Source organism: Streptomyces sp. DF42 (genome assembly GCF_058267695.1).
The window spans coordinates 3,342,478-3,365,657 of sequence record NZ_CM177859.1 but is presented as its reverse complement, the minus strand read 5'-3'; the positions used below and the strand labels follow the sequence as shown (position 1 = coordinate 3,365,657).

Genomic DNA, 23,180 nt, shown 5'->3' with positions numbered 1-23,180 from the left:
GGGTTTTGTGCGGAACATTGCTGTCATGGAGCTTTGACGCAGGTCAGGACGGTGCATGAGAGGGTGCCGTGCACGCAGTGTGCCGACGAGACGGGAAGAGGCCGCACCGAGGGCCCGGGGCCCGGCGGGGGCGGTCGGCTGAGGACGGTGGCCACTGGTGTCCAGTCGGCCACAACTGACTCTGGCGATCGGACCTGGCGCCCAGTGAACTCGCCTGTGTAGTCACTGCAGAGAGCTACCTGCGGTTTCACGACGGGGGATGTCGGAGCATGAGCAGCAGCATGACCGTGGCCGGAAGTGAACCAAGGCGACTGACGCATCGGCCGGCACACAATGTCGCCCGGTGTCCTGGGTGTTGTTCCGCACCCATGTGACGTCATGGCCACGAGTGGCCCCGCCCCTCGCGTGATATCTCATCCCGGTTCTGCCCAGTCGTGGATCACCGGCGCTCCACGACTGTCCCGTACCAGTTGCCCACGGTGTGGATGTCCACGGAGACACAGCTCATGAACAGCAGTTCTTCGCTCATTCCTGCTCGGAAGCCGACCGACTTGCCGCTGCCCGACTTTGGCGCGATCCGTACGGCAGCTATCTCCCCGGCAGGGGAGGAGGGCCTTCAGGCCCCCCTGCGCGCCCTCCGAAAGACCGTCGGTGCCGTCGACTTCGACGGCACCCTCCCTCCGATCCTCGGCGATCCCGCCGCCGCCCGCCCGCTTCCGCGGGCCCTGGCGGCGCTCACCGCGCCGGCCGTTCGCGGGCTGCGCGTCGTTGCCCTGACCGGGCGCCCGGCCGAACACGTGGTGCGTACGGCCATGTACAGCGACCCCACGTTCGAGAACGAGGCAGTACCGGACCTTGCGAGCCGCCGCGATCTGCGGGTACCCGGGCCGGACGGATGCGCGGCGCTCCCGGCCGCCGTCGGGAGAGTTCTTGCGGGCAGACACTCATGACAGAACTCGCCTCTCGCACAGAGAACGACCCCGTACTCGCCTCGCGCACACAGAAGAGCCCCATCGGCCCGCGGTCGCAGTCGGTGGCGATCGCGGCGCTGGTGCCCGCCGACTCTCCGCGGTCCGGGGAGGTCGATGTCGCCTACGCCAGGTCACTGATACAGGTGCGGAGGCTGCCGCCGATCCTGGTGTGCCGAGTCACGATGCGCGTCATCGACGGCATGCACCGGCTCACGGCGGCCACCCTGGCCGGCCGTGCCGACATCGACGTCCGTTATTTCGACGGGGATGAGAAGGAGGCGTTCGTCCAGGCCGTGCAGGCCAATCTCCACCACGGCAAGCGGCTGAGCCAACAGGAGCGAGCGGCGGCTGCCCGGCGCATCGTGGCCGCCTACCCTCAGTGGTCCAACCGTGCGATCGCGCAGGCCGCGGGCCTGTCCACGAAGACGGTGGCGGCCATCAGACGGCGTTCAACCGGGAACGAGCCCCAGTTGAACACCCGGGTGGGGCGGGACGGCCGGGCCCGCCCCGTGGATCCCTCCGCCGGCCGGGAACGTGCCGCTGCCCATCTGTGTGAGCACCCGGATGCCTCCCTGCGCCAGATCGCCGAGGCCGCCGGGATCTCCATAGGGACCGCGCGGGACGTCCGGGCCCGCGTGGAGCGGGGCGAGGACCCTGTCGGGCGCCGAGCCGCCGTCCGGGCCGAGCCCGTGCCGCTGACCGCCGTCGAACGGAACAAGCGCCTCCGGGCGCCGACCCCGCGGCATACCGCGGCACCGGTCAGGGATCCCCTCGCCGTCCTGGCCCGTGACCCGTCCCTGCGGTTCACGGAACCAGGCCGACAGTTGCTGCGCCTGCTCGACAACCGCGCTCTCCTGGATGCCGGAGGAGATGCCCTGCTGGCGGCCGTTCCGCCGCACCACCGGGCGGCCCTGACCGCCGCGGTGCATCAGCACATCGACACCTGGCTGGCGTTCCTCAGCGTGCTCGACCGAGCGGGCTGACCTGCACCTCCGCGGGGGCGGTCGGCGTCTTCAAGACGCCGACCGCCCCTCTTCGCATGCCCTGGGCCGTCTCCTCTTCCCGACGTAATACATCGGTCAAGAGGCCCCCATGCCCGCCGGATTCCGGTCTTGAACACGCCTTCCCGCCGCCTACCTTCCCAGCGACATCAGGAGGTGGGTATGGCTCAGAACCACGGAAACGAAGAGCGCCTCGCGCTGATCGACAACAAACCCGTGTCGTCGGAGACCGCGGACTGGCTCGGCCGTGTCGACGGGATCGCCCCCGTCATCGAGAAATGGCGCGAGGAAGGTGAGCGGCAGCGGTTCTCCCCGGTGCCGGTGTTCGAGGCGCTACGGGACGCCGGGTTCCCCCGGATGCTGGTGTCCCGTCACCTCGGCGGCTCCCAGGTGACGCTGGAGACCGGCTCCCAGGCGCTTCAGGCGCTGTCCCGTCTCGACCCGGCGGTCGCCTGGCAGATGGGTGTACAGGCCGCCATCGGCCGGCTGTCGGACTACCTGCCCGAGTCGGCTGCGCGTGAACTGTTCCGGGAGCAGGACGCGTTGGTGGTCGGCTCGGTCAACCCGACCGGAGTGGCCGAGGCGGTCGACGGCGGCTACCGCCTCTCCGGGCGCTGGGGCTTCGCCAGCGGTTCGGCGCACGCCGCCTGGCTGGTGTGCGCGGCTCGGATCACCGTCGACGGCATGCCACGGCACACGGAGCACGGTCCGGAGATCCGGATGCTGTTCGTCCCCAAGCAGGCCGTGCGGATGCTGGACAACTGGCGCACCCTTGGGCTGCGCGGCACGGGCAGCGAGGACTACGAAGTCGACGACGTGTTCGTAGCCGACGCGTACACGGTGGCCCAGCGGGACATGTTCCTCGCCCCGCCCGCCCGTCCGTCGCGCGGCTACGGGATCAGCTACTACGACTTCGGGCTGTTCGGGTCGTCGTCGACCGTCCTGGGTGCGGCCCGCGGCGCGCTGCAGGAGTTCCAGCGGCTGGCCGTGGCCAAGAAGCCGATGGCCGGCACGACCACCCTGGCCGCCGCTCACACCGTGCAGGAGCGGTTCGCCCGGGCAGAGGCGCAGGTCCGGGCGTCCCGGCTGCTGCTGGCGGACGCCGCCTGGCACGCCGAACAGTTCGGCGAGGTGGGCGGGGACTCGCTGAGCGCGACCGTGCGGCTGGCCGCGGCGACCGTGGCGGAGCAGTGCTGTGCCGCCATCGACAGCCTGTTCACCGTCGCGGGCACCTCCTCGCTGTACGCGAGCAGCATGCTCGAACGCTACTTCCGTGACGCGCACTCGGCCGCGAAGCACATCACCCTGTCACCGACGAACGTCGAGATGGCGGGCCAGTACCTCCTCGGCGGCGGCCTGAGCATGCGCCGCTGAGCACCGTCCCGTCCCTCCTCTTCAGGGAACGGCCACCTCGTAACCGCAATCTGCCCGGAAGGACAACCATGCCGACCATGAAGGCTCTCCAGCTCCTCGCCCCGCGCCAGACCGTCATCGCGGAGGTGCCGCGCCCCACGGCCCCGGCCGACGGCCTGCTGCTCCGCACCCGCTGCGTGTCGATCTGCTCGACGGACATCTCCTTCTTCGAAGGGCACCTCTTCCCCTCCGAGTACCCGGTTGTCCTGGGACACGAGTACCTCGGAGAAGTCGTCGAGAAGGGGCCGGAGTTCACCCGCTCCGACATAGAGACAGGCGACCGGATCGTGTACTGGGGCCAGACCGACTTCGACGGCTTCGCCGAGTACCGGACGTTGCGCCCGATCTTCTCCGGGGAGGTCAAGGAGGACGTGTTCTGGGCCGACCGGAACTTCTCCGACGACCTGAGGGCCGCCGCCGTCAAGGTCCCCGAGGCCCTCGACGACCTGCAGGCGTCCTTCATCGAACCCACCACCGGCGCGCTGCGCTCGATCCTCGCCAACCCCCCGAAGATCGGCGACAGGGTCCTCATCATGGGCACCGGCCCGATCGGCATCATCGCCGGCAGCGTCATCAAGCGCCTGCTCGCCCCGAACCAGGTGGTGTCCGTGGACGCGAACCCGGTGCGCAACCGGCACGCCGAGGAGCACTTCTCCGAGCGGGCGTACCTGCCGGAGGAGCTCATCGCCGAGGTCGCGGAGAACAGCTTCGACTACGTCTTCGACGCCCTGCCCACCGTCAAGGTCGACGACGAGGAGAAGGACCCCCGACGGGTGGCGATGCGCCGGCTGAAGCCCAAGGGCCGCTACGTGCTGTACGGGGCCTCGCAGGAGATGCAGAAGTTCGACACCTGGCTGATGCTCGCCAAGGGCATCAACATCACCGCTTCCCCGTTCGACGTCACCGCGTTCCCGATGCACCACTCCGCGAACGTGATCCAGGCGGCGATGCAGATGCTGGTGTCGGGCATCGTCGACGGCAAGCGCCTGCTGTCCACCGTGCACAGCTTCGACGACTACGACGGCCTCGTCGAGATCTTCAAGAACTACCGCAGCACGACCGATCTCAAGACGATCGTCGACTTCCGCGCCGCCTGAGCGCTCCGCTGGTCGTGCCGCGGTGTGCCGTCGATCGTCTGCGGCGCCGATGTGGCTGGTCGCGTAGTTCCCCGCGCCCCTTCAGGGCGCTTGCGCCCGACCTGCTTGGAACCTCCCCCGCACACGCTGCCGAACCCGGTGGGCGCCCCGCGCCCCGCCGCGTCCCCGGGTTCGGCCCCTGGAGAAGGGAACAGGACGTGGACACACCCAGGATCCGCCATCCCGCGCAGCCGGACGCCGAGTTCGTCGTCGTCGCCAATCGTCTCCCGGTCCACCTGGTGTCGAGGGGCACGGACTCCCCGGGCTGGCGGCGCAGCCCCGGAGGGCTGGTCAGTGCTCTGGAGCCCATCCTGCGCGTCCGTCGGGGCGCCTGGGTGGGGTGGGCCGGCACCACCGAGAACACCCCCGCCGTCTTCCCCGACCAGGACCTGCGCCTGCACCCTGTGCCCCTCGATGCCGACGAGCACAGGGACTACTACGAGGGATTCTCGAACGCCACACTGTGGCCGCTGTTCCACGACGTGGTGGTGCCACCCGACTTCGACCGGACATGGTGGCGCAGCTACCACCGGGTCAACCAGCGATTCGCGGAGCATGCGGCGGCCATCGCCGGTCCGGGAGCCACCGTCTGGATCCAGGACTACCAACTGATGCTGGTCCCGGCGCTGCTGCGCGCCCTGCGCCCCGACGTGCGGATCGGCTTCTTTCTGCACATCCCCTTTCCGCCCCCCGAGCTCTTCCTGCAGCTTCCCTGGCGCACTCAGATGGTGGAGGGGCTGCTCGGCGCGGACCTGGTCGGTTTCCAACTGCCGGGTGACGCACAGAACTTCCTGCAGTTGGTGCGCCGCCTGCGCGGCGGTGAGAGCGTGAGCCGCCCGCACGGTACGCCCGTGCTGGGAGCGGTGCGGCTGCCGGGCCGGGAGGTCTGCGTCGGCGCGTTCCCGATCTCGATCGACGCGGCCGGCCTGGAGGAACTGGCTCGCAGCGAAGCCGTACAGGAGCGGGCCCGGCGGATCCGCCGTCAACTGGGCGACGGCAGAAGGATCATGCTGAGCGTCGACCGGCTCGACTACACCAAGGGCATCGACCAACGACTGCGGGCCTTCGAGGAACTCCTGGCCGACGGCCGGGTCAGCGCGCGGGACACCGTCCTGGTGCAGATCGCCACGCCCAGCCGGGAGCGCGTCGAGCACTACCGGCGGCAGCGTACGCGGATCGAGGCGCAGGTCGGGCGCATCAACGGGACGTTCGGGCAGGTCGGCCAGGTGCCGGTCCACTACCTGCACACCACTGTCGACCGCACCGAACTCGCTGCGTTCTACCGGGCCGCCGACGTGATGCTCGTGACGCCGCTGCGCGACGGTATGAACCTGGTCGCGAAGGAGTTCGTCGCCGCCCGCCCCGACCTGGGTGGCTCCCTGGTGCTCAGTGAGTTCGCCGGCGCGGCCCACGAACTCACCCAGGCGCTCCTGGTGAACCCGCATCACCTCGCCGAACTCCAGGACGTCATGGCCACCGCCCTGCACCTGGACGAGGCGGAGCGCAGGCTCCGTATGCGGGAGCTGCGCCGTCACGTCCGCGAACGGGACGTCCACCACTGGGCCCGTTCGTTCCTCACGGTGCTTGCCGGTGCCGGCCCCGGATCGCTGCCCGCGGACTCCGACGAAGCGCCACCGCACGCGAGCGTCGCCTGACACCCCGGCCACGACGCCCCGACGACAAGGACGCAGACACCATGACCGCTCCGCCCCCGCGTGTCCGCAAGGCCGTCATCCCGGCAACCCGTTTGTCCCAGACTTCGTTCGAGGAGGCGCCGTATCCCATGCCCGCCGACACCCGAGAGCTCGACTTCACCCGCGCCATGGCCCGTGTCCCGGGGCCCGTGGTTGTCACCACCACGGTCGACGAGACCGGCCGCCGCTGGGGATTCACCGCGAGTTCCTTTGTCTCCCTGTCCCTGACCCCGCCCCTGGTGACGGTCAGCCTGGACAAGAAGGCCAGTACGCACGCCGCCTTCGCCGCCGCCGATCACTTCATGGTCAACGTATTGGCCCATGACCAGTCCGACATCGCCCGGCGCTTCGCGACGCGGGGCGTCGACCGGTTCGCCTCCGGCGACACCGTCCCGCTCGAACGGGGGCTGCCCGGCATTCCCGAGGCGGTGGTCCGGCTCGTGTGCCTCATGCACGATGTGGTGGACGGCGGTGACCACAGCATGCTCATCGGCCGTGTGCTGCACTGCGTCACCCCCGTCGACCGGGACGCGCTGGTGTACGTCGACCGCGGCTTCCTCCGCCCGGCCGGCTCAGCGCACGAAGAGGCCCGTGTCCCCTGAAGCCGGGTCGGGTGAGGGAGCACCGAGGCCGAGGATCGCGATCCTCGGGACGGCGCTTCCCCACCTGCCCGACCACCTCCGCGCGCTCGCCGGGCGTGCGCACGCGTGCTGGAAGCGGTCGCCGAGGCTGCCGCATGACGATGGTTCAGGCGCTCTTCCCCGCCGCGTGCTTGGTCCGCCACGCCGTCTTCTTGGCCTGGTTCCCGCAGGTGTCCATGGAGCACCAGCGCCGGTTGCCCGGGCGGGACGTGTCAAGGAACCAGGCGGCGCAGGTCGGCCCGGCGCAGGCGCGGACCCGCTCCAGCACGGGGGACGTCGCCAGGGTCAGCGCATCGCGGGCGATGCCGGCGAGAACCGCGCCGACAGGGTCGGCCGCGGTGTAGGTCAGCGTGCCGTGTTCATCGAGCACCGGCACCGGCGGTGGCGCGGTGGCCGCCCGGTTCAGCAGTGCGCGGTCGTCCACAGGGCATCCGGCGGGTCCGCTGTCGCCGCGGGCCGCCGTCAGGAGCGCATGTACGGCCTCCCGTACCTCCCGCGCCCGGTGCAGCACCGCCTCCGACGGGACCGGCACGACGGTGCCGTCGGGATACGGGCCCAGCTGGGCGACCCAGGCGGACAGGGCCTCGGGGGCGTCCAGTTCCTCGGTGGCACCGTCCAGGCCGCGCAGCCGCAGGGTGCGCATGAAGTCCAGGCAGAGCCGTCCGGAGCCACTGCGGAAGCGGGGGACCGGCGGTGCGGGAGAGACAGCCATGCGAAACAGCCTACTGCGGAACCGGTTTTACTGGTACGTTGAAGGAACCGGTTAAACCGGTTCCTGGTGGCGAGTCGTCACCTCCCCCTTCCGTTCTCTCCTTCTTCCTGGTCGAGGTGTGTCGTGGCTCCTGGCGTTTCCTCCACTGCGCCACCGGCGTTGAGCCGGCCCCTGATACTGCTCCTCTCCGTCGCCTGCGGCATCGCGGTGGCCAACATCTACTTCCCCCAGGCGATCAGCCCGTTGATCGCCGACGACCTGCACGTGCGCCCCGCCTCCGCGGCCGTGGTCGTCACCTGCGCCCAGCTCGGCTACGCCGCGGGCATCTTCCTGCTGGTGCCCCTCGGTGACCGGCTCCGCCATCGCGGACTGATCACCACCCTGCTGCTGGTGACCTGCGCGGGGCTCGTGCTGGCCGGGACGGCCTCCTCCCTGCCCGTCCTCGCCGTCGCCAGCGCCCTGGTCGGCCTGACCACGGTCGTGCCGCAGATCCTCATCCCCATGGCGGCCGGCCTGACCGACCCGGAGCGCCGCGGCGCGGTCACCGGCACCCTGCTCTCCGGCCTGATCGGCGGGATCCTGCTGGCCCGCACGTTCTCCGGCACCCTCGGCGAATGGCTGGGCTGGCGCGCCCCCTACCTCGTCGCCGCGGTCATGGTCCTGATCCTCACCGTCGCGCTCGCCGCCGCCCTCCCGCACACGACGCCCAGCACCGACCAGCGCTACCCGGCGCTCCTGGCCGCCTCCCTGCACCTTTTGCGCAGCGAACCACTGCTGCGCCGCTCGTGCCAGTACCAGATCCTGGTGTTCGCCGCGTTCAGCGCCGCCTGGACCGCGCTCGCCCTGTTCATCACCGGCCCGCACTACGACCTGGGCACCCCGGCCGTCGGCGTGCTCGCCCTGGTCGGCGCGGCCAGCATGTTCGCCACGCCCATCGCCGGTCGGCGCACCGACCGGCGCGGCCCCGACGCCGTGAACCTGGTGTGCATGCTGGGCGCCATCGCAGCGGGGGCGCTGCTGCTCACCGGTGGCCTGGGTGGCGCCGTCGGGCTGGTGGGCCTGGGCGCGGGGATGCTGCTGCTCGACGTGGCCATGCAGTCCGGCCAGGTCGCCAACCAGGCCCGCATCTTCGCCCTGCGGCCGGAGGCCCGCGCCCGGCTCAACACCGCGTACATGACCTGCGCCTTCCTGGGCGGCAGCGCCGGTTCGTGGCTCGGCGTCCGCGCCTATTCCGCCTTCGGCTGGAACGGTGTGTGCGGCCTGGTCGCACTCCTGGCCGGTCTGGCCCTGCTCCGCCACCTCCTGCGGAGCCGGGAGGTCACGGCCGCCGCAGACGCACGAGTGCCGGCGCCCGCCGGGAAGGACGGCGTGCCCGCCGGACGCTGAAGCACGCCCTCCTGCACCACTCACCGGGCCGACCGCGAAGGCCGCAACGGCCGGGTGTCCGTCCCAACGCCGGCGCGGACGCACGGCAGCGTAGGGCTGCCGTCGCACATCGAAACGTCACTGCACACGGTAAGGAGTTGCCATGGCCGAGAACCTCTGCCGGAAGAGCACGACCTGGGGTGTGACCACGACCACGGGTGCCGACGCCCATGCCCGAGAGGCGGTGGCGAAGTGAGTCGGTGGGACTACGTGATCGTCGGGGCCGGCTCGGCGGGATGCGTGCTCGCCGACCGGCTCAGCGCGGACGGCACAGCGCGGGTGCTCCTGATCGAGGCCGGTACGGGGACTCCGGAGACCCGCCCCGAAGTTCAGGTGCCGATCCTCTTCCCGCGCCTCTTCGGCGGAGACCTGGACTGGAACTTCGCGACGGTGCCGCAACGCGGTCTCGCCGACCGCGCCATTCCGATTCCGCGCGGGAAGGCGGTCGGCGGCTCCTCGGTGATCAACGCGCAGCTGTGGACCCGCGGGCATCGTGCGGACTACGACGCCTGGGCCGAGACGGGGCTGGAGGGCTGGAGCCACGATGACCTCCAGCCCTACTTCGAACGGGCCGAGCAGCGGATCAGCCTGACCGGCCTGCGCCATCCCCTGCCGGTGACCCCGGCATTCGTCAACGCCTGCGCGCGCCTGGGGCACGCCCCGGCGGCCGAGGTCCAGGAAGGCTACGCCCTGGCTCGCGCAACACACCGCGACGGCCTGCGGCACAGTTCGGCGGATGCCTATCTCGCTCCGGCGCGGGAACGGCCGAACCTCACGGTGCGGGCGGACACGCTCGTGCGCCGCGTGCTGTTCGAGGGCACGCGCGCGGTCGGGGTCGAGGTCGAAGGGGAGTCCGGGACCGAGACCGTCCGCGCGGAGCACGAGGTGATCCTCGCAGCCGGAGCCGTGGGGAGCCCGCATCTGTTGCTGCTGTCAGGCGTGGGCCCCGCCGAGGAACTGTCCCGGCACGGTGTCCCGCTCGTACGGGACCTCCCCTCCGTGGGTCACGATCTGACGGACCATCTGCTCGTCCCCCTCGCCTTCGAGGCGCAGGGCTTCTGGTCGCCCGGTGCGAACGCTTCGTCCGAGCAGATCGCCCAGTACCTGCGGGACCGCCATGGCACCCTGGACTCGATCATCTCCGAGGCGCTGCTGTTCCTGCGCACCCGCGAGGAACTCGAGGCTCCGGACATCGAGGTCGTCCACCTGGTGGTGCCTCTGGGCGAGCACCAGCGGCCTGCGGCTCACGGGCTGGCGCTGGGCGTGATCCTCATGCGACCGCGCAGCCGTGGCGCGATCACCCTGCGCAGCGCCGATCCGCACGACGCCCCCCTGATCGATCCCCGCTACCTGTCCGACGAGGCGGGAGACGACATGGCAACGCTGGTGGCGGGCATACGCGCGGCACAACAGATCCTGCAGCAGCCGGACTTCGCGCAATGGACGGGCAAGCCTCTTACGGATGGGGCGTTGTCCGAGGAGATCGACGACATCATCGCCTACATCCGAACGACGGGAGGCAGCATCCACCACCTCGTGAGCACCTGCCGGATGGGTGCGGACGAGCACTCCGTCGTCGACCCCACGTTCGCGGTCAGGGGCCTGACGGGCCTGCGCGTGGTGGACGCCTCCACGATGCCGAGCATCGTACGGGCCCACACGCACGCTCCCGTGACCATGCTGGCCGAACGGGCCGCGGACGTACTCCTGCAGCAGCGCTGAACAGGCGAAACACCCGCAGCCCCGGCTGGGCTCCACGCAGGGCCGGGGCCGCTCCTCTGTGCCGTGGCAGCGAACCAACAAGCGGGAAGCACCTCTGCCGGCGGGCACCACGTCGGCGCGTCCGGCCGCACCGCCGGAGAGCTCAACCCAACCTGGCTGCGGCCCAGAGGCCGACCCTCATGTCCCTCCCTGCCGGTCCCTCGGGCCTCCACCCGTGAGCCCAGGCACCCGAGGGCTGTCTCCGCCCGCATGAGCTGCCCCGACCAGCAATCCCCCGGCTGGTCGGGGCTTCCCACGCAGGTCGATATCGCCCCTCGCCGAACTGGAGCATCACGCGCAGGCAGCGCACCAGGGTGGCCGTGAGGAGAGCGGTGACAAGCCGAAGCCGGCCTCGCCGAAGTCGACTCTGCGGCCCTTTGAGGCCGTTCAGCAGGCTGAGCCCAAGAACAAATAGACGACGAGCTATTGTGCGCCGCCCACTGGCCGGCGTCACCGAACTCGAGGCCCGCGTCGGCCGCGAGACCCACCGCCGTAGAACTCCTCGGTGCCGACGAGTCCCGGCCCGGCGTACACAGATCGATGTTCCCGAAGAGAATGCCAGCCCGGAATGGGCCGACGCGGCCAAGAGGGATCCCAACGGGCTGACCGCGCTCATAGCCGGGCAGTACATGGAGTTGCACCGTCGAACAGCGGAGTCACGCGACGGAATCACGTTCCTGAACGGCATGGACCCCGCGGTTCGCGCGGACCTGAGCCATGGGGCTCTGAGTTCGCCTTCCTCGGCCGCTCTGCGCACGGCGCAGGTGCCCCTGGCGGCCCTCCATGAGGCCATCCGGCAGGGCATCAGATCGGGACAGTGGAGCCTGGGACGACCGGGTTCCCCCGGGACGCTCCCGCCGCAACTCGAAGAGGCGTTCCGCGAGACGGCGGCGGACTGGCAGCAGGCCCTGGCGGACGCCAACTCCTCGTTCGAGGAATCGGTGCGGCGAGCGCAGACCGCCTTCGACGACTACCAGCCGTACGCCGACGCCATGCGCCCGGGCGAGAACTCCTGGCTGGCACCGTTGGCGTTCCCCCAGGACACCTACGTCGGGGCGGATCCGGCCGGGGACCCGGACCGTTCCTCCGGGGGACGCGCGTCCTCCCGGTGGCTCATGCGACGCCAGGTGCTGCCGCACCGCTCGTGGGCCGGCCTGCCCTGGATCGACCTGGGCACCACCAACTTCGTCTTCGTACCGGACGGGCCGAGTCTGTCCTACGCCGAGGCGATGGCGGCGGCGCGGGGAATCGTCGCCGACCAGATGTCGAGAGCGGCACCGGACTGCCTCAAGATCACGTGGATCGACGCGCTGCACAGCGGCCGTGACGCCGGAGCCTTCCTCCACCTGGCGGAGAGCGGCTCGCGCATCATCGACGGTCAGGTGTGGACGGATCCGGCCGGTATCGAGTCTGCCCTGCTGCGCGTGGCCGACCGGATGGCCGTCATCGAGCGCACCTGCCTGAAGAACGAGTTCGGCGACCTGGACGCCTACAACGCCCAGTCCGGACTCCCCCCGGAGGCACATCACGTCGTGGTGGTGTCGGGATATCCGGCGGGTCTCCGGGAGTCCTCGGCCCAGCTGCTGCGGCAGATCACCGGCAACGGTGACCGGGCCGGGATCTGCGTGATCATCGTCATGGACACGTCGATGGCGCCGATGCTCGGGACGACCGACGCGATCGCGCCGTCGTACGTCCAGCTCACCGACGGACCGGGCCCGGTCAACGCTCCCGACTGGTGGTCGCCGGCCGTCCTGCCGCTCGGCGAGTTCATCCTGGGCCACTCCGACCGACCGTACGCCCGCGTGGTGACCGCTCCGCAGCGTGAGTCCCTCTGGGTCCCCTGCGAGCTGCGATCCGTCGACGAGGCCGTCCAGACCGCGATCATCAGGGGCTACGCCCGGGCGTCGCACCGGCTCGCCGAATCCGGCATGAGCCCGCGCGAGTTGGACATCAAGCGGATCGATCCCGTCGCTCGGACCGTGTCCCTGCGCAGCGCGATGATCGGCTGGCTGCACGAGCGGGAGGCGGCGGACCGGCACCCGGAGGGCTGGGACGACTTCGTCCAGTCCGACGCACCGCGGCGCACCGGTATCACCTACACCTTCGCCGAGGTCGCGAAACAGGCCGCGTATCTCTGCGACCAGGGCTACGCGGTCGCCGGACCGGACCACGCTCCGGACCCGACCGGCCTCTCGTTCCCCCGCCTCACTTCGAAGGGTGGAGACATGGCCCTGTCGGACAGCATCGGTGCCGACGATTTCGCGGCGAATTCCGGCAAGAGCGGCACCGCAACCACCAACCACTACAACGGCCCCGTCTTCCAGGGCGACATGAGTCGGGCTCAGATCGCCTGGAACAACCGGGACGTGACCCAGTCCCGAAGCTCCGTGGAACAGGTCACCCCCGGATTCGAGGAGCTGGCGGAGGCGGTGACGCGCGCACTCGCGCAGCTTCCCCTCATCGGCCTGCCCGCCGAAGACGCCGAAGACGCTGCCGCGAGCGCCAACGAGATCCTCGGCGAGGTGGTGTCCCCCACGCCGGACCGGGGCAGGATCCGCCGCTCGCTGGCGGCCCTGCGGAGCTATCTCCAGCCCGTCGCCGCCCAGGCCACGATCGGCGCCGGTGAGGGGGCCCACGACCTCGCGAAGGCAGCTCTCGACCACCTCCAGAGTGCCGTCTTCTGACCGCCGTCCTGCCGGAACGCTCTTTGCGGCGCCTCGGCGCTTCGCGCCAAGAATTTCGACACGCATTCGACAGGGCCACCCGCGAAAACCCGGTGACAGCCGGGCAGCCCCGGAACCTCCCCACGATCGTCGGGGGAGTGGCCGGGGCTTCGGCGTGTCGAGTGAAACGTGCTCTGACCAGTAAAAATGCCCTCCCAAAGGGAGGGCGGAGACGTGCGCCCCCGGCCGGACTCGAACCTGCGGCCAAGCGCTTAGAAGGTGCTCGGGCCTGAGCGATGTGCTCACCTGCGTGTTCGCAGGTCGTCCACGAACGGAAATCGTCAAAGCGCTTGCTGTCGATTCCGGGATCCCTGCTCGATGGGCGTCTCGGGTAGCGAGGGCACGTGCTGTCGGCCGGAGCCGGGCGCGTTCGACAGTGGTGACGCCGGAACAACTACACCATGAGGTATTTAGGTACTATGGCGGCGGAGGTGTGTTTAACGATGACGACGGCGGCGAAGCCGGTACGCCAGTCCCCGCTGAAGGTGGACCCGGCGACGGACAAGTTGATCAGCCAGGGCGCTCACTTCCTGGGGCTGACGAAGAAGGACCTGGTGGCCGAGGCGGTCCGGGCGTATTTGGAGCAGCGCCGTGAGGATCTGCGGTCCGGCATGGTGGAGGCGCTCAGCGTGCTGGATGGGTCGCTGACATCGGATGTGATGCTGCTGACCGGGCTGACCGCGGAGGAGATCGACGCGGTCGGGGGAATCGAGGAATGAGCGAACCCGGCCCGCTGCGCCCGGCCCGCCCGACGCTGCGCTGCTTACGCGAGGATTTGTGCCTCGCGGTGCCGCCGGTCACGGCGCCGCTGGACGAGATCGACCACCTGGTGCTGGCCAAAGCGTCCGAGCAGTTCGCGGACGAGGACGGCAAGTACGAACGCATCCGGTCCGTGGATGACCAGGTGCTGTTCAAGGTCAAGGTGCAGCGGTGGCGCGGCGCGGTATGGCTGGACGCCGACCTGCCGTGGCTGGTCGCGGCGGGTCGGCGCGAGGACGGCTCGGGCGATGACTTCTATGCAGCCCTTGAGGCCGATGGCCGCGCCGCCCGGGCGCGCTACAACGCGGAACATTCCGACGGCCTGAAGACCACGACGCACACCGCTTGCCTCCTGCCCGCGCGCGAGGACCACGTCCGGTACCGTGCCGAGGCAGGTGTCCGCTTCGTGCGCCGCCTGCGGGCGACTCTGCTGGACCTGGCGCACGCCACGCTGCGCGACGGCCGTGAGCACACGCGCGAGTTCGACACGTTCACCCTTGGCCTCCAAGTGCGGGCGGACGACGGCCACGAGACCTACCTCGCCGTCCGGATCACCGGCTCCGTTCCGCCGAACCTGACCGTGCTGATCCTGCGTAACGTCCCCGGCTGCGAGGCTGAGGGCTGGTATCCGGAGTACACCCTGCCTGAGCGGGACCTGCTCCCGGCCGAACAGGCGTGGTCCAACCTCATGGACCCACGCGCGGCCGCCCAGGTGCTGGACGAGGAGGGGTAGCCAGGCGCCCGTCGGCGCGAACTGCAACGCCGATGGCGGGGTTGTCCACGATCGTGGGCAGTCAAGGCGCTTGGTCTCACAGCGATGTGCATCCGGACATCGAAGAACCCCTCACGCGTTTCCGCAGGGAGAGGGTGTGTGCGCCCCCGGCAGGACTCGAACCTGCGGCCAAGCGCTTAGAAGGCGCCTGCTCTATCCACTGAGCTACGGGGGCCGGGTGTGTGGCCTCTGTCGTGGGTGGCCGGGTGTGGGCCGAACCGTGACGTTGCCGGGGACAAGGATAGGGCTCCTGCGTCCATGTCCCTGTTGCTTCGCCTCCGTGGCTCGATGTGGAGGTTCGGTGAAGCGGTCCTGATAATCGCAGGCAGGTACGAATCGTGCATCGCTTTTGGGCTCTCACGCACCGGGTGTTGTGCACTCGTTATGCCTGGACTGTGCCTGCGTCCCAGTCATCCCTTCCGTCCCTTGTGTCCTATCGGCGCGCAGACATGCTCATATGCTTCAGAATTCCCCTAAAATTGGGCATTCTTCGCATGTGGTGACCTTGGACGTACGGCCTCAGCTGCTCGACGCACTATCCGCCCTGCGCGACCGTGTCGCCGCCGCACGCTTCCCGCTGCCCCTGGCGGGGGCTCCACGCGCGCGTGCCAACCGCGACGAACTGCTCGCGCAGCTCGACGACTATTTGGTGCCCCGGTTGAAGGAGCCCGAAGCGCCCCTGCTGGCCGTCGTGGGCGGATCGACGGGGGCCGGCAAGTCGACCCTCGTCAACTCCCTTGTCGGGCGGCGGGTCAGCGAGGCGGGCGTGCTGCGGCCGACCACGCGGACGCCGGTACTGGTGTGCCATCCGGAGGACCATCACTGGTTCAGCGGGATGAGGGTGCTGCCCGATCTCACCCGCGTGTGGGTTCCCCATCAGGAAGGCGGGGACGACCTGTTGCTCCCGGGAGAGGACCCCGCGCGCGTGGTGCGCGTCGAGACCGCCGACACGATGCCGCGCGGCCTCGCTCTCCTGGACGCCCCCGACATCGACTCCCTGGTGGCAGACAATCGCGTCCTGGCCGCCGAACTCGTCTGCGCGGCCGACATCTGGGTCATGGTGACCACGGCCGCCCGGTACGCCGACGCCGTCCCCTGGCATCTGCTGCGTACCGCCAAGGAGTACGACGCCACGCTCGTGACGGTGCTCGACCGCGTGCCGCACCAGGTCGTGTCCGAGGTGTCCCGGCAGTACGGCGCGCTGCTCACCAAGGCGGGTCTCGGCGACGTACCGCGCTTCACCGTGCCCGAACTGCCCGAGTCCGCCTGGGGAAGCGGGCTGTTGCCGGCCAGCGCCGTGGCCTCGCTGCGCACCTGGCTGGTGCACCTGGCGCAGGACCCGGCCGCCCGCCAGCACGCCATGGTCCGTACCGCACACGGGGTGCTCAACTCCCTCAAGGCCCGCATGCCCGAACTCGCAAGCGCCGCCGCCGCCCAGTACGCGGCCGCTCTCCGGCTCACCTCTGCCGTCGACTCGGCGTACGACAGTGAGCACGCGCGCGTGCGAGGGCGGTTGCAGGCCGGTGCCGTGCTCGCCGGGGACGCGCTGAAGCGGTGGCGCGCGTTTCCGCTCGACTGCGCCGCCGGTGAGCTCCTGGAGGCGCTCGTGGAGAGCCTGGCCTCCCTCCTGCTGTGCGCCGTCACGGCCGCCGACGAGCGCGTCGAGGAGGCCTGGCGGCGCGAACCCGCGGCGCTCGCCCCGGAGCTGACGGACCGCGATCCGTCCCTGGAGAGCGCCGAGCACCGCATCGGGATGGCGGTGCGGCGGTGGCGGCGCGAGCTCGAGGAGTTCGCCGAGGAGGAGGTCCGTGACCTCGACCGCAACGTCGCGCCGGACCCGGAGGTCGTTGCCGTCCTTGTCGCCACCGTGCTGCTCGGCGGCCGCCGGGCGCGCTCGGCCGGTGAGGGACTCGCCGAGCGGATCGGTGCCCACGGAGCGCTGCGGCTGCGGGACAGGGGCGGACGGCTGCTCGCCGAACACGTCGACCGAGTGATGCACACCGAACGAGAGCGCCGTCTCGCGCCGCTCGACGCCCTCGACGTCCACCCCGAACCCCAGGCCGAACTCATCGCCGCCCTGTCCGTACTGCAGAAGGAGAGGTGACCGGTGACTGCCGTCACTGACCAGGACCACACGGACCATACGGATCGCAAGGACCCTACGGATCGCACGGAGCACGCCGATCATGCGGAACACGCCGATCAGGCCGGTGAACAGGGCGCCGGGGGCGGGCGTTCCGAAGAGCGCCTCCCCGAAGGTGGCGCCTCCGGAAAGGGCGGGAAGGGGCGTAAGGGCGGGAACGGCGGGAAGGGGCTGCCCGCAGAGGGTGAGGCTGTGGGCAGCGCGCCCGAGGCTGGTGGCGGTTCCGGCACGGCTGACGCACACGTGAACGACGGCCACGCGCGCGTGGAGGGCGGTGACGCCGGCAGTGCTGCGGACAGGCGCTCGGACGGTCGTACGGACAACCACTCGGACGGTCGTACGGACGACCGTGCGGGCAGTCGTACGGACCCCGCGGGTGCCTGGGACGACGGGCTGATCGCGCGACGGGTGACCGAAGAGGGCGCGGGCGCCGAGCACGTCGCCGTGGTGGAGACCCGCGCGCACAGTGCCCAGAGCGTGGGCCCGCTCGCGTACGACGCCCCCCTGCGGTCGCGGCTGGAGGCGCTGCGGGAACTCGTCGGGCTCTCGCGCGCTCGGCTGGACAGCCGGACGCTCGCCGAGGCCGGCCGGGTGCTCGACGAGGCCGCGGCGCGGCGCAGGCTCTCCGGACAGCACACCGTCGTCGCCATCGCGGGTGCGACGGGCAGTGGCAAGTCGCAGCTGTTCAACACGCTGGCCGGGGTGCCCATTTCGGAGACCGGCGTGCGGCGGCCCACCACGGCGACGCCCATCGCGTGCAGTTGGAGCGACGGCGCGGCCAGCCTCATCGAGCGGCTGGGCATTCCGCCCCGGCTGCGGCGGCGCCCGTTGCAGAACCCGGAGGCCGAGGCGCAGTTGCGCGGGCTCGTCCTGGTCGACCTGCCCGACCACGACTCGGCGGCCGTACAGCACCGCGAACAGGTGGACCGCGTCCTGGCTCTCGTCGACGCCGTCATCTGGGTCGTCGATCCCGAGAAGTACGCGGATGCCATGCTCCACGAGCGCTATCTGCGGCCCATGGCGGGGCACGCGGAGGTCATGTTCGTCGTGCTGAACCAGATCGACCGGCTGCCCGGCGAGGCCACCCACCAGGTCCTCGACGACCTTCGGCGGCTGCTCGACGAGGACGGGATCGCCCTGGGCGAGTACGGCGAACCCGGTGCGACCGTGCTCGCACTGTCCGCGCTCACCGGAGACGGCGTCGGTGAACTGCGCGAGGCACTCGGCCAGTTCGTGACGGAGCGCGGGGCTCCCGCGCGACGGATCTCGGCCGACCTGGACAGCGCGGCGGCGGGGCTCAGGCCCGTGTACGCCACGCGGCGGCGGACAGGTCTGAGCGAGGAGGCGCGCGACGAGTTCGCCGCCCGGCTCGCGGACGCGGTGGGGGCCTCCGCCGCGGGCGAGGCGGCCGAACGCGCGTGGCTGCGCAACGCCAACCGCGCGTGCGGGACCCCCTGGCTGAGGCTGTGGCGGTGGTACCAGGACCGGTACGAACCGGCCACGGGGCGGCTGCCGTTGCGTTCCCAGACGGATGAGGAGGCCACGGCGCGCCAGCGCGTCGAGCAGGCGGTACGGACGCTGGCCGACCGGGCCTCCACCGGGCTGCCCGCACCGTGGGCGCAGGCGGTGCGCGAGGCGGCCGCACGCGGCTCCCAAGGGCTGCCCGAGGCGCTCGACGACCTGGCGGCGCGGGCGGGTCTGCCGCCGGGCCGGCCGCCGCGACCTGGCTGGTGGCCCGTGGCAGTGCTGGCCCAGGCCGCCATGACGCTCCTTCAAATCGTGGGCGGGCTGTGGCTGTTGGGGCAGATCATCGGGTTCATGGTGCCGAACCTGGGGGTGCCGGTGCTGCTGATGCTGACCGGCATCGTCGGCGGCCCGCTCGTCGAGTGGAGCTGCCGGATGGCCGCACGCGGGCCGGCCCGACGCTACGGCACCGACGCGGAGCGGCGATTGCGGGAGGCGGCCGCCGGGTGCGGGAGGGCCCGGGTGCTGGATCCGGTGGCGGCGGAGCTGCTGCGGTACCGGGAGGTTCGGGAGCAGTACGGGCGGGTTACGGGAGCGGGGGCCGTGGCCCGGTGACTCGGGGCCTGTGGGGGGAGGGCGCCCGACGGCCCGAAGGGGGCGTTGGTTTCCGAAGGGGACGGTGAACCCCCGGGGCGGGGAGTGGGGCCTGGGACGCGGCGGTGTTTTCTCGGGGTGTGACGTTGGGGCGTGGGGCCCTCGGTGGGTGATCACTCGTCAGGGGCAACCTGGAGCCACTCGTCCGGGTGACGGAGTTTTCCACAGGCGGGGGGCGGTCCACAGGGCTCAGCGGGCTCGGCCCGGCGGAGGCAGTCTGGTTGTGCGGCGATCGCGAGGGACGCGGTCGCGGCGGCAGACGCAGCCGTACGGGACGGGCCCGTCGGCATGTCCGTCCGGCCTCGGCGGCCGGGCGAGGGAGGGGTTCGTGATGAACGAGACGACCATCTGTGCCGTGGGGAACGTGGCGACGCAGCCGGTGTTCCGGGAGTTGGCGTCGGGGCCTTCGGCGCGGTTCCGGCTGGCGGTGACCACGCGCTATCTGGACCGGGAGAAGAACGAGTGGACCGACGGTCACACCAACTTCTTCACGGTGTGGGCGAACCGCCATCTGGCCCTGAACGTGTCGTCGTCGCTCAACGTGGGCGACCCCGTCATCGTGCAGGGCAGGCTCAAGATCCGTTCGGAGACGCGCGAGGGGCAGAACCGGACCTCGGCGGATCTCGACGCGGTGTCGATCGGCCACGATCTGTCGCGGGGGACGTCGGCCTTCCGGCGCACTGGCAGGCCGGAGACAGGGATGGGGACGGGGATGGGGACAGGGATGGGGACGGGGGCGTCCGCCTCGGCACAGCATCAGCCCGAGCCCAACTGGGAGACACAGCCTGGGGACTCCGGGTCCGTACCGGCCCAACACGAGGCGGTGCCCGCCGCGGTGACGTGATGTCACATATCAGACGGGCAGATGTCGGATGTCGGATATCAGAGGGTGTCCCGAGCTGACCGTACTGCGGCTTATCGGCGAATGCGTTCTGCACGACCCGGTGGATTTGTCGATGAGCCCTGCTCACCGGCCGTCTCGGCGATAACAATTCCGAGTCGGATCGCTTGTCCGACAGTATGACCGGCAAGCGTGGGTGCGCAGCGTCCTTAGGATGCCGGGCATAGCTCTCGGGGCTTCTGATTCTGCTGGTGGGACCACACCCCCACATCAATGGGTCCTGCTCGAAGGGAATTTGGTGTTTTCTTCTTTCTCTGCGCTGTCCGTACGCAAGCGAGGCGCCGCCCGCCTCGCCGCTGCGACGTTGGTGTCCGGTCTCGTGGCGTTGGGCGTGCTCGCCGGAGCCGGTGCGGCCACCGCAGAGGAGACCACACAGAGCCAGGGCGGGGCGACCGCAACCATAGGCGGCCTCAAGACCTACGGCGCCGCCGTGATCCACGAAGACACCGGCGACCAGCAGGTCTCGGCAGGCCTGTTCGAGATGTCCGTCGACGGCGGTGGCACCCTGCAGACGTACTGCGTCGACATTCACCACCCCACACAGCGGGACGCCAAGTACCAAGAGACCGCCTGGAGCGGGACCTCGCTGGGTGCGAACAAGGGCGCCGGCAAGATCCGTTGGATCCTGCAGAACTCCTACCCGCAGGTCAACGACCTCGCGGCGCTCGCAGCGAAGGCCGGCGCCCAGGGCCTGACCGAACAGGACGCGGCGGCCGGCACCCAGGTGGCCATCTGGCGCTACTCGGACGCGGCCGACGTCGACGCCGTCGACCCGCAGGCCGAGAAGCTCGCGGACTATCTCCAGAAGAGCGCCGTCGACCTGGCGGAGCCCCAGGCGTCGCTGACGCTCGACCCGCCCGCGGTCTCCGGCCGTCCCGGCGAGCTGCTCGGGCCGGTGACCGTGCACACCAACGCGGCGGGCGTGGCCGTCACACCGCCGGCGGACGCGGCGACCAGTGGGGTGCGGATTGTCGGAAAGGACGGCAAGCCCCTCACCTCCGCGGTGAACGGCAGCCAGATCTTCTTCGACGTTCCCGAGGCTGCCGCCGGCGGCACCGCCTCGGCGTCGAGCAGTGGGGCAGGTTCGGCCGAGATCACCGTGCAGGCCTCGACGACCGTGCCGGTGGGCCGAGCCTTCGCCTCCGAGACCCGCAGCCAGACGCAGATCCTGGCGGGGTCCAGCGAGTCGACGGTCTCGGCGCAGGCCGGCGCGACCTGGGCCGAGAAGGGGCCGATACCAGCACTGTCCGCGGCGAAGAACTGCGCCAAGGGCGGCGTGGACATCGCCGCTGCCAATCGCGGCGACGAGGCCTACACCTTCGAGCTGATGGGGACCGAGTACAGCATCCCCGCGGGCCAGTCCCGCACGGTGACGATCCCGCTGCAGGAAGACCAGGCGTACGACTTCACGATCAAGGCGCCGGGCGGACTCGAGAAGCGGTTCACCGGCATCCTCGACTGCAGGACACAGGGCAGCGCGAGCGGCGACGCGACCCAGATCCTCAGTGAACCGAGCCCCGCGACCGTGGGCGGCACGGCGGACGACACCAACCTCGCAGCGACCGGCGGCTCCAGCGCGACCCCGCTGATCGTGGGCGTTGCCATTGCGCTGGTCGTGATCGGAGGCGCGGCTCTGGTGCTCGTAGGAAAGAAGGAGACACCGACGCAGCAGTGAGCCTGCGGCGACGTCTACCGCCCTGTCCACCGCGACGACTGCGGCGACGAGGATCCGGGGGAGCGGTGTCCCGCGACGACGAAGAGAGGCCCCTGGCAGGAGGACGCATCACAGAGGGAGTCGTGCGGGTCGGGGACACCGTGCGCCGGCCCTCGACAGCGTCCTCCGCCTTCGTGGGCGCCCTTCTCACCCATCTTGAGCGGTACGGGTTCGAGGGCGCACCCCGCTACCTCGGCACCGACGAGAAGGGGCGGGACATTTTCACGTACATCTCCGGATGGGTGCCGCCCACGTTCCGGCACTGGACGGATCCGCAGGTCGGGGCGGCCGGCGCGCTGCTGCGGGAGTTGCACGAGGCCACCCGCACCAGCGGCCTCACTCGCACCAGCGATCTCGCCGGCATCAGCGACGTCGCCGGCACGGCCCCCGTCGTCTGCCACCACGACCCCGGCCCCAACAACGTCGTCTTCCGCGACGACCTGCCCGTCGCATTCATCGACTTCGACACGGCGGCACCCGGTGACCCGCTCGAAGACCTCGGATACATGGCCTGGACGTGGTGCGTCTCGTCCCGGCCCGACAGAGGACCCGTTACCGTCCAAGCGAGCCAGGTCCGGCTGCTGGCCGACGCCTACGGTCTGGCTCCGCACCGGCGCCTGGACCTGATCGACGCGATGGTGGACCGTCAGGCCCGCAACGCCCGCTGGTGGCACGGACACCTCGGCCGCCCTGGACCGCACGGTACGGGCGAGGACGAGATCCTCGCTCGTATCGCCTGGTCCGGGCGCGAACACGACCACACCGCCGCGCACCGCGCCGAGTTCGCCGCGGCCCTGCGCTGACTCGTCTCGGGGAACTGCCATGCGAGCCGCCCATCCGCTGGGCAGGATGGGCTCATGACCAAGTCACCCGCACCGCCCACACCTCACGCCCCCTCGGGCTCCTTGCTGTCCCTGTGGTCGCAGGACTCGGTGCTGTCGATCGGCTCGGTGGGGTCGGTGCTGTCCCTCGGCTCCGTCGGCTCGGCTCTGTCCGTCGGGTCGATCGGGAGCGCTCTGTCCGTCGGATCAATCGGTTCGGCGCTCTCACTGTTCTCGGCCGGATCCTGGTTGAGCAAGGGATCGGTGTTGTCCGCGCAGTCCCAGTGGTCGGTTCTGTCCTGGCGCTCCTCCCGCGCCTTCCGGTCCACGGGGGCCGTGGGCGCTGTGGGTGCCGCCGCCGGGGCCGTGGGGGTGACAGCGGTAGCAGCCCTGCTGCTGGCCCGGCGGCTTCCCGGGGCGGCCGATGGCCACTGACAGTCACGGTGCCGCTACCGCGGGGCTCTCCCGGGTC

18 protein-coding genes and 1 tRNA gene are annotated in these 23,180 nt (G+C 70.7%); 17 read left to right on the top strand and 2 right to left on the bottom strand.

Features of this window, described 5'->3' with window-relative positions; all coding sequences use genetic code 11:
* The first annotated feature begins 551 nt into the window (after window positions 1-551).
* The 6 genes from ACYUED_RS15255 (at window position 552) to ACYUED_RS15230 (ending at window position 6,817) form a co-directional block, all read left to right on the top strand.
* Window positions 552-950 (top strand): hypothetical protein, encoded by a 399-nt coding sequence (locus ACYUED_RS15255; protein ID WP_491292828.1) that lies wholly within the window; start codon window positions 552-554, stop codon window positions 948-950.
* The gene (locus ACYUED_RS15250) at window positions 947-1,954 is read left to right on the top strand and encodes a ParB/RepB/Spo0J family partition protein (protein ID WP_491292827.1); all 1,008 of its coding nucleotides are present in this window, start codon (window positions 947-949) and stop codon (window positions 1,952-1,954) included. The genes ACYUED_RS15255 and ACYUED_RS15250 overlap by 4 nt, the downstream gene beginning before the upstream one ends.
* Window positions 1,955-2,134: 180 nt before the next feature.
* Window positions 2,135-3,346 (top strand): acyl-CoA dehydrogenase family protein, encoded by a 1,212-nt coding sequence (locus ACYUED_RS15245; protein ID WP_491292826.1) that lies wholly within the window; start codon window positions 2,135-2,137, stop codon window positions 3,344-3,346.
* 68 nt (window positions 3,347-3,414) lie between these two features.
* Complete coding sequence (locus tag ACYUED_RS15240) at window positions 3,415-4,482, top strand: zinc-dependent alcohol dehydrogenase (protein ID WP_491292825.1); 1,068 nt, start codon at window positions 3,415-3,417, stop codon at window positions 4,480-4,482.
* Between the two features lie 197 nt (window positions 4,483-4,679).
* Window positions 4,680-6,176: an alpha,alpha-trehalose-phosphate synthase (UDP-forming) gene (locus tag ACYUED_RS15235; RefSeq protein ID WP_491292824.1), complete on the top strand. Its 1,497-nt coding sequence runs from the start codon at window positions 4,680-4,682 to the stop codon at window positions 6,174-6,176.
* Window positions 6,177-6,217: 41 nt separating this feature from the next.
* Window positions 6,218-6,817 (top strand): flavin reductase family protein, encoded by a 600-nt coding sequence (locus tag ACYUED_RS15230; protein WP_491292823.1) that lies wholly within the window; start codon window positions 6,218-6,220, stop codon window positions 6,815-6,817.
* Between the two features lie 145 nt (window positions 6,818-6,962).
* Here the strand turns inward: ACYUED_RS15230 and ACYUED_RS15225 are convergent, their stop codons facing one another.
* The gene (locus ACYUED_RS15225; protein ID WP_491292822.1) at window positions 6,963-7,568 is read right to left on the bottom strand and encodes a CGNR zinc finger domain-containing protein; all 606 of its coding nucleotides are present in this window, start codon (window positions 7,566-7,568) and stop codon (window positions 6,963-6,965) included.
* Between the two features lie 159 nt (window positions 7,569-7,727).
* Between ACYUED_RS15225 and ACYUED_RS15220 the strand changes: the two genes are divergently transcribed.
* The 5 genes from ACYUED_RS15220 (at window position 7,728) to ACYUED_RS15200 (ending at window position 14,972) form a co-directional block, all read left to right on the top strand.
* On the top strand, window positions 7,728-8,954 hold the full coding sequence (locus ACYUED_RS15220; protein ID WP_491292821.1) for an MFS transporter: 1,227 nt from the start codon (window positions 7,728-7,730) through the stop codon (window positions 8,952-8,954).
* A 231-nt stretch (window positions 8,955-9,185) separates the two neighbouring features.
* Window positions 9,186-10,715, top strand: coding sequence for a GMC family oxidoreductase (locus ACYUED_RS15215; RefSeq protein WP_491292820.1), 1,530 nt, complete (start codon window positions 9,186-9,188; stop codon window positions 10,713-10,715).
* 725 nt (window positions 10,716-11,440) lie between these two features.
* The gene (locus ACYUED_RS15210) at window positions 11,441-13,441 is read left to right on the top strand and encodes a hypothetical protein (protein WP_491292819.1); all 2,001 of its coding nucleotides are present in this window, start codon (window positions 11,441-11,443) and stop codon (window positions 13,439-13,441) included.
* A gap of 482 nt (window positions 13,442-13,923) precedes the next feature.
* A complete protein-coding gene (locus ACYUED_RS15205) occupies window positions 13,924-14,199 on the top strand; it encodes a hypothetical protein (RefSeq protein ID WP_491292818.1) in 276 nt (91 codons plus the stop codon).
* A complete protein-coding gene (locus tag ACYUED_RS15200) occupies window positions 14,196-14,972 on the top strand; it encodes a hypothetical protein (RefSeq protein ID WP_491292817.1) in 777 nt (258 codons plus the stop codon). Before ACYUED_RS15205 ends, ACYUED_RS15200 begins: the two co-directional genes overlap by 4 nt.
* A 141-nt stretch (window positions 14,973-15,113) precedes the next feature.
* Here the strand turns inward: ACYUED_RS15200 and ACYUED_RS15195 are convergent.
* Window positions 15,114-15,186, bottom strand: a tRNA-Arg gene (locus ACYUED_RS15195).
* Between the two features lie 321 nt (window positions 15,187-15,507).
* Between ACYUED_RS15195 and ACYUED_RS15190 the strand changes: the two genes are divergently transcribed.
* From ACYUED_RS15190 to ACYUED_RS15165, 6 genes are all read left to right on the top strand, one after another.
* On the top strand, window positions 15,508-17,115 hold the full coding sequence (locus ACYUED_RS15190; protein ID WP_491292816.1) for a dynamin family protein: 1,608 nt from the start codon (window positions 15,508-15,510) through the stop codon (window positions 17,113-17,115).
* Window positions 17,116-17,118: 3 nt separating this feature from the next.
* The gene (locus ACYUED_RS15185; RefSeq protein ID WP_491292815.1) at window positions 17,119-19,233 is read left to right on the top strand and encodes a YfjP family GTPase; all 2,115 of its coding nucleotides are present in this window, start codon (window positions 17,119-17,121) and stop codon (window positions 19,231-19,233) included.
* 370 nt (window positions 19,234-19,603) lie between these two features.
* Complete coding sequence (locus ACYUED_RS15180; RefSeq protein WP_491292814.1) at window positions 19,604-20,116, top strand: single-stranded DNA-binding protein; 513 nt, start codon at window positions 19,604-19,606, stop codon at window positions 20,114-20,116.
* Between the two features lie 295 nt (window positions 20,117-20,411).
* Window positions 20,412-21,848, top strand: a complete 1,437-nt coding sequence (locus tag ACYUED_RS15175) for a Cys-Gln thioester bond-forming surface protein (protein ID WP_491292813.1) — start codon at window positions 20,412-20,414, stop codon at window positions 21,846-21,848.
* Window positions 21,849-21,970: 122 nt separating this feature from the next.
* Complete coding sequence (locus ACYUED_RS15170) at window positions 21,971-22,690, top strand: phosphotransferase (RefSeq protein ID WP_491292812.1); 720 nt, start codon at window positions 21,971-21,973, stop codon at window positions 22,688-22,690.
* A 54-nt stretch (window positions 22,691-22,744) separates the two neighbouring features.
* Complete coding sequence (locus ACYUED_RS15165) at window positions 22,745-23,143, top strand: hypothetical protein (protein WP_491292811.1); 399 nt, start codon at window positions 22,745-22,747, stop codon at window positions 23,141-23,143.
* Window positions 23,144-23,180: the final 37 nt, after the last annotated feature.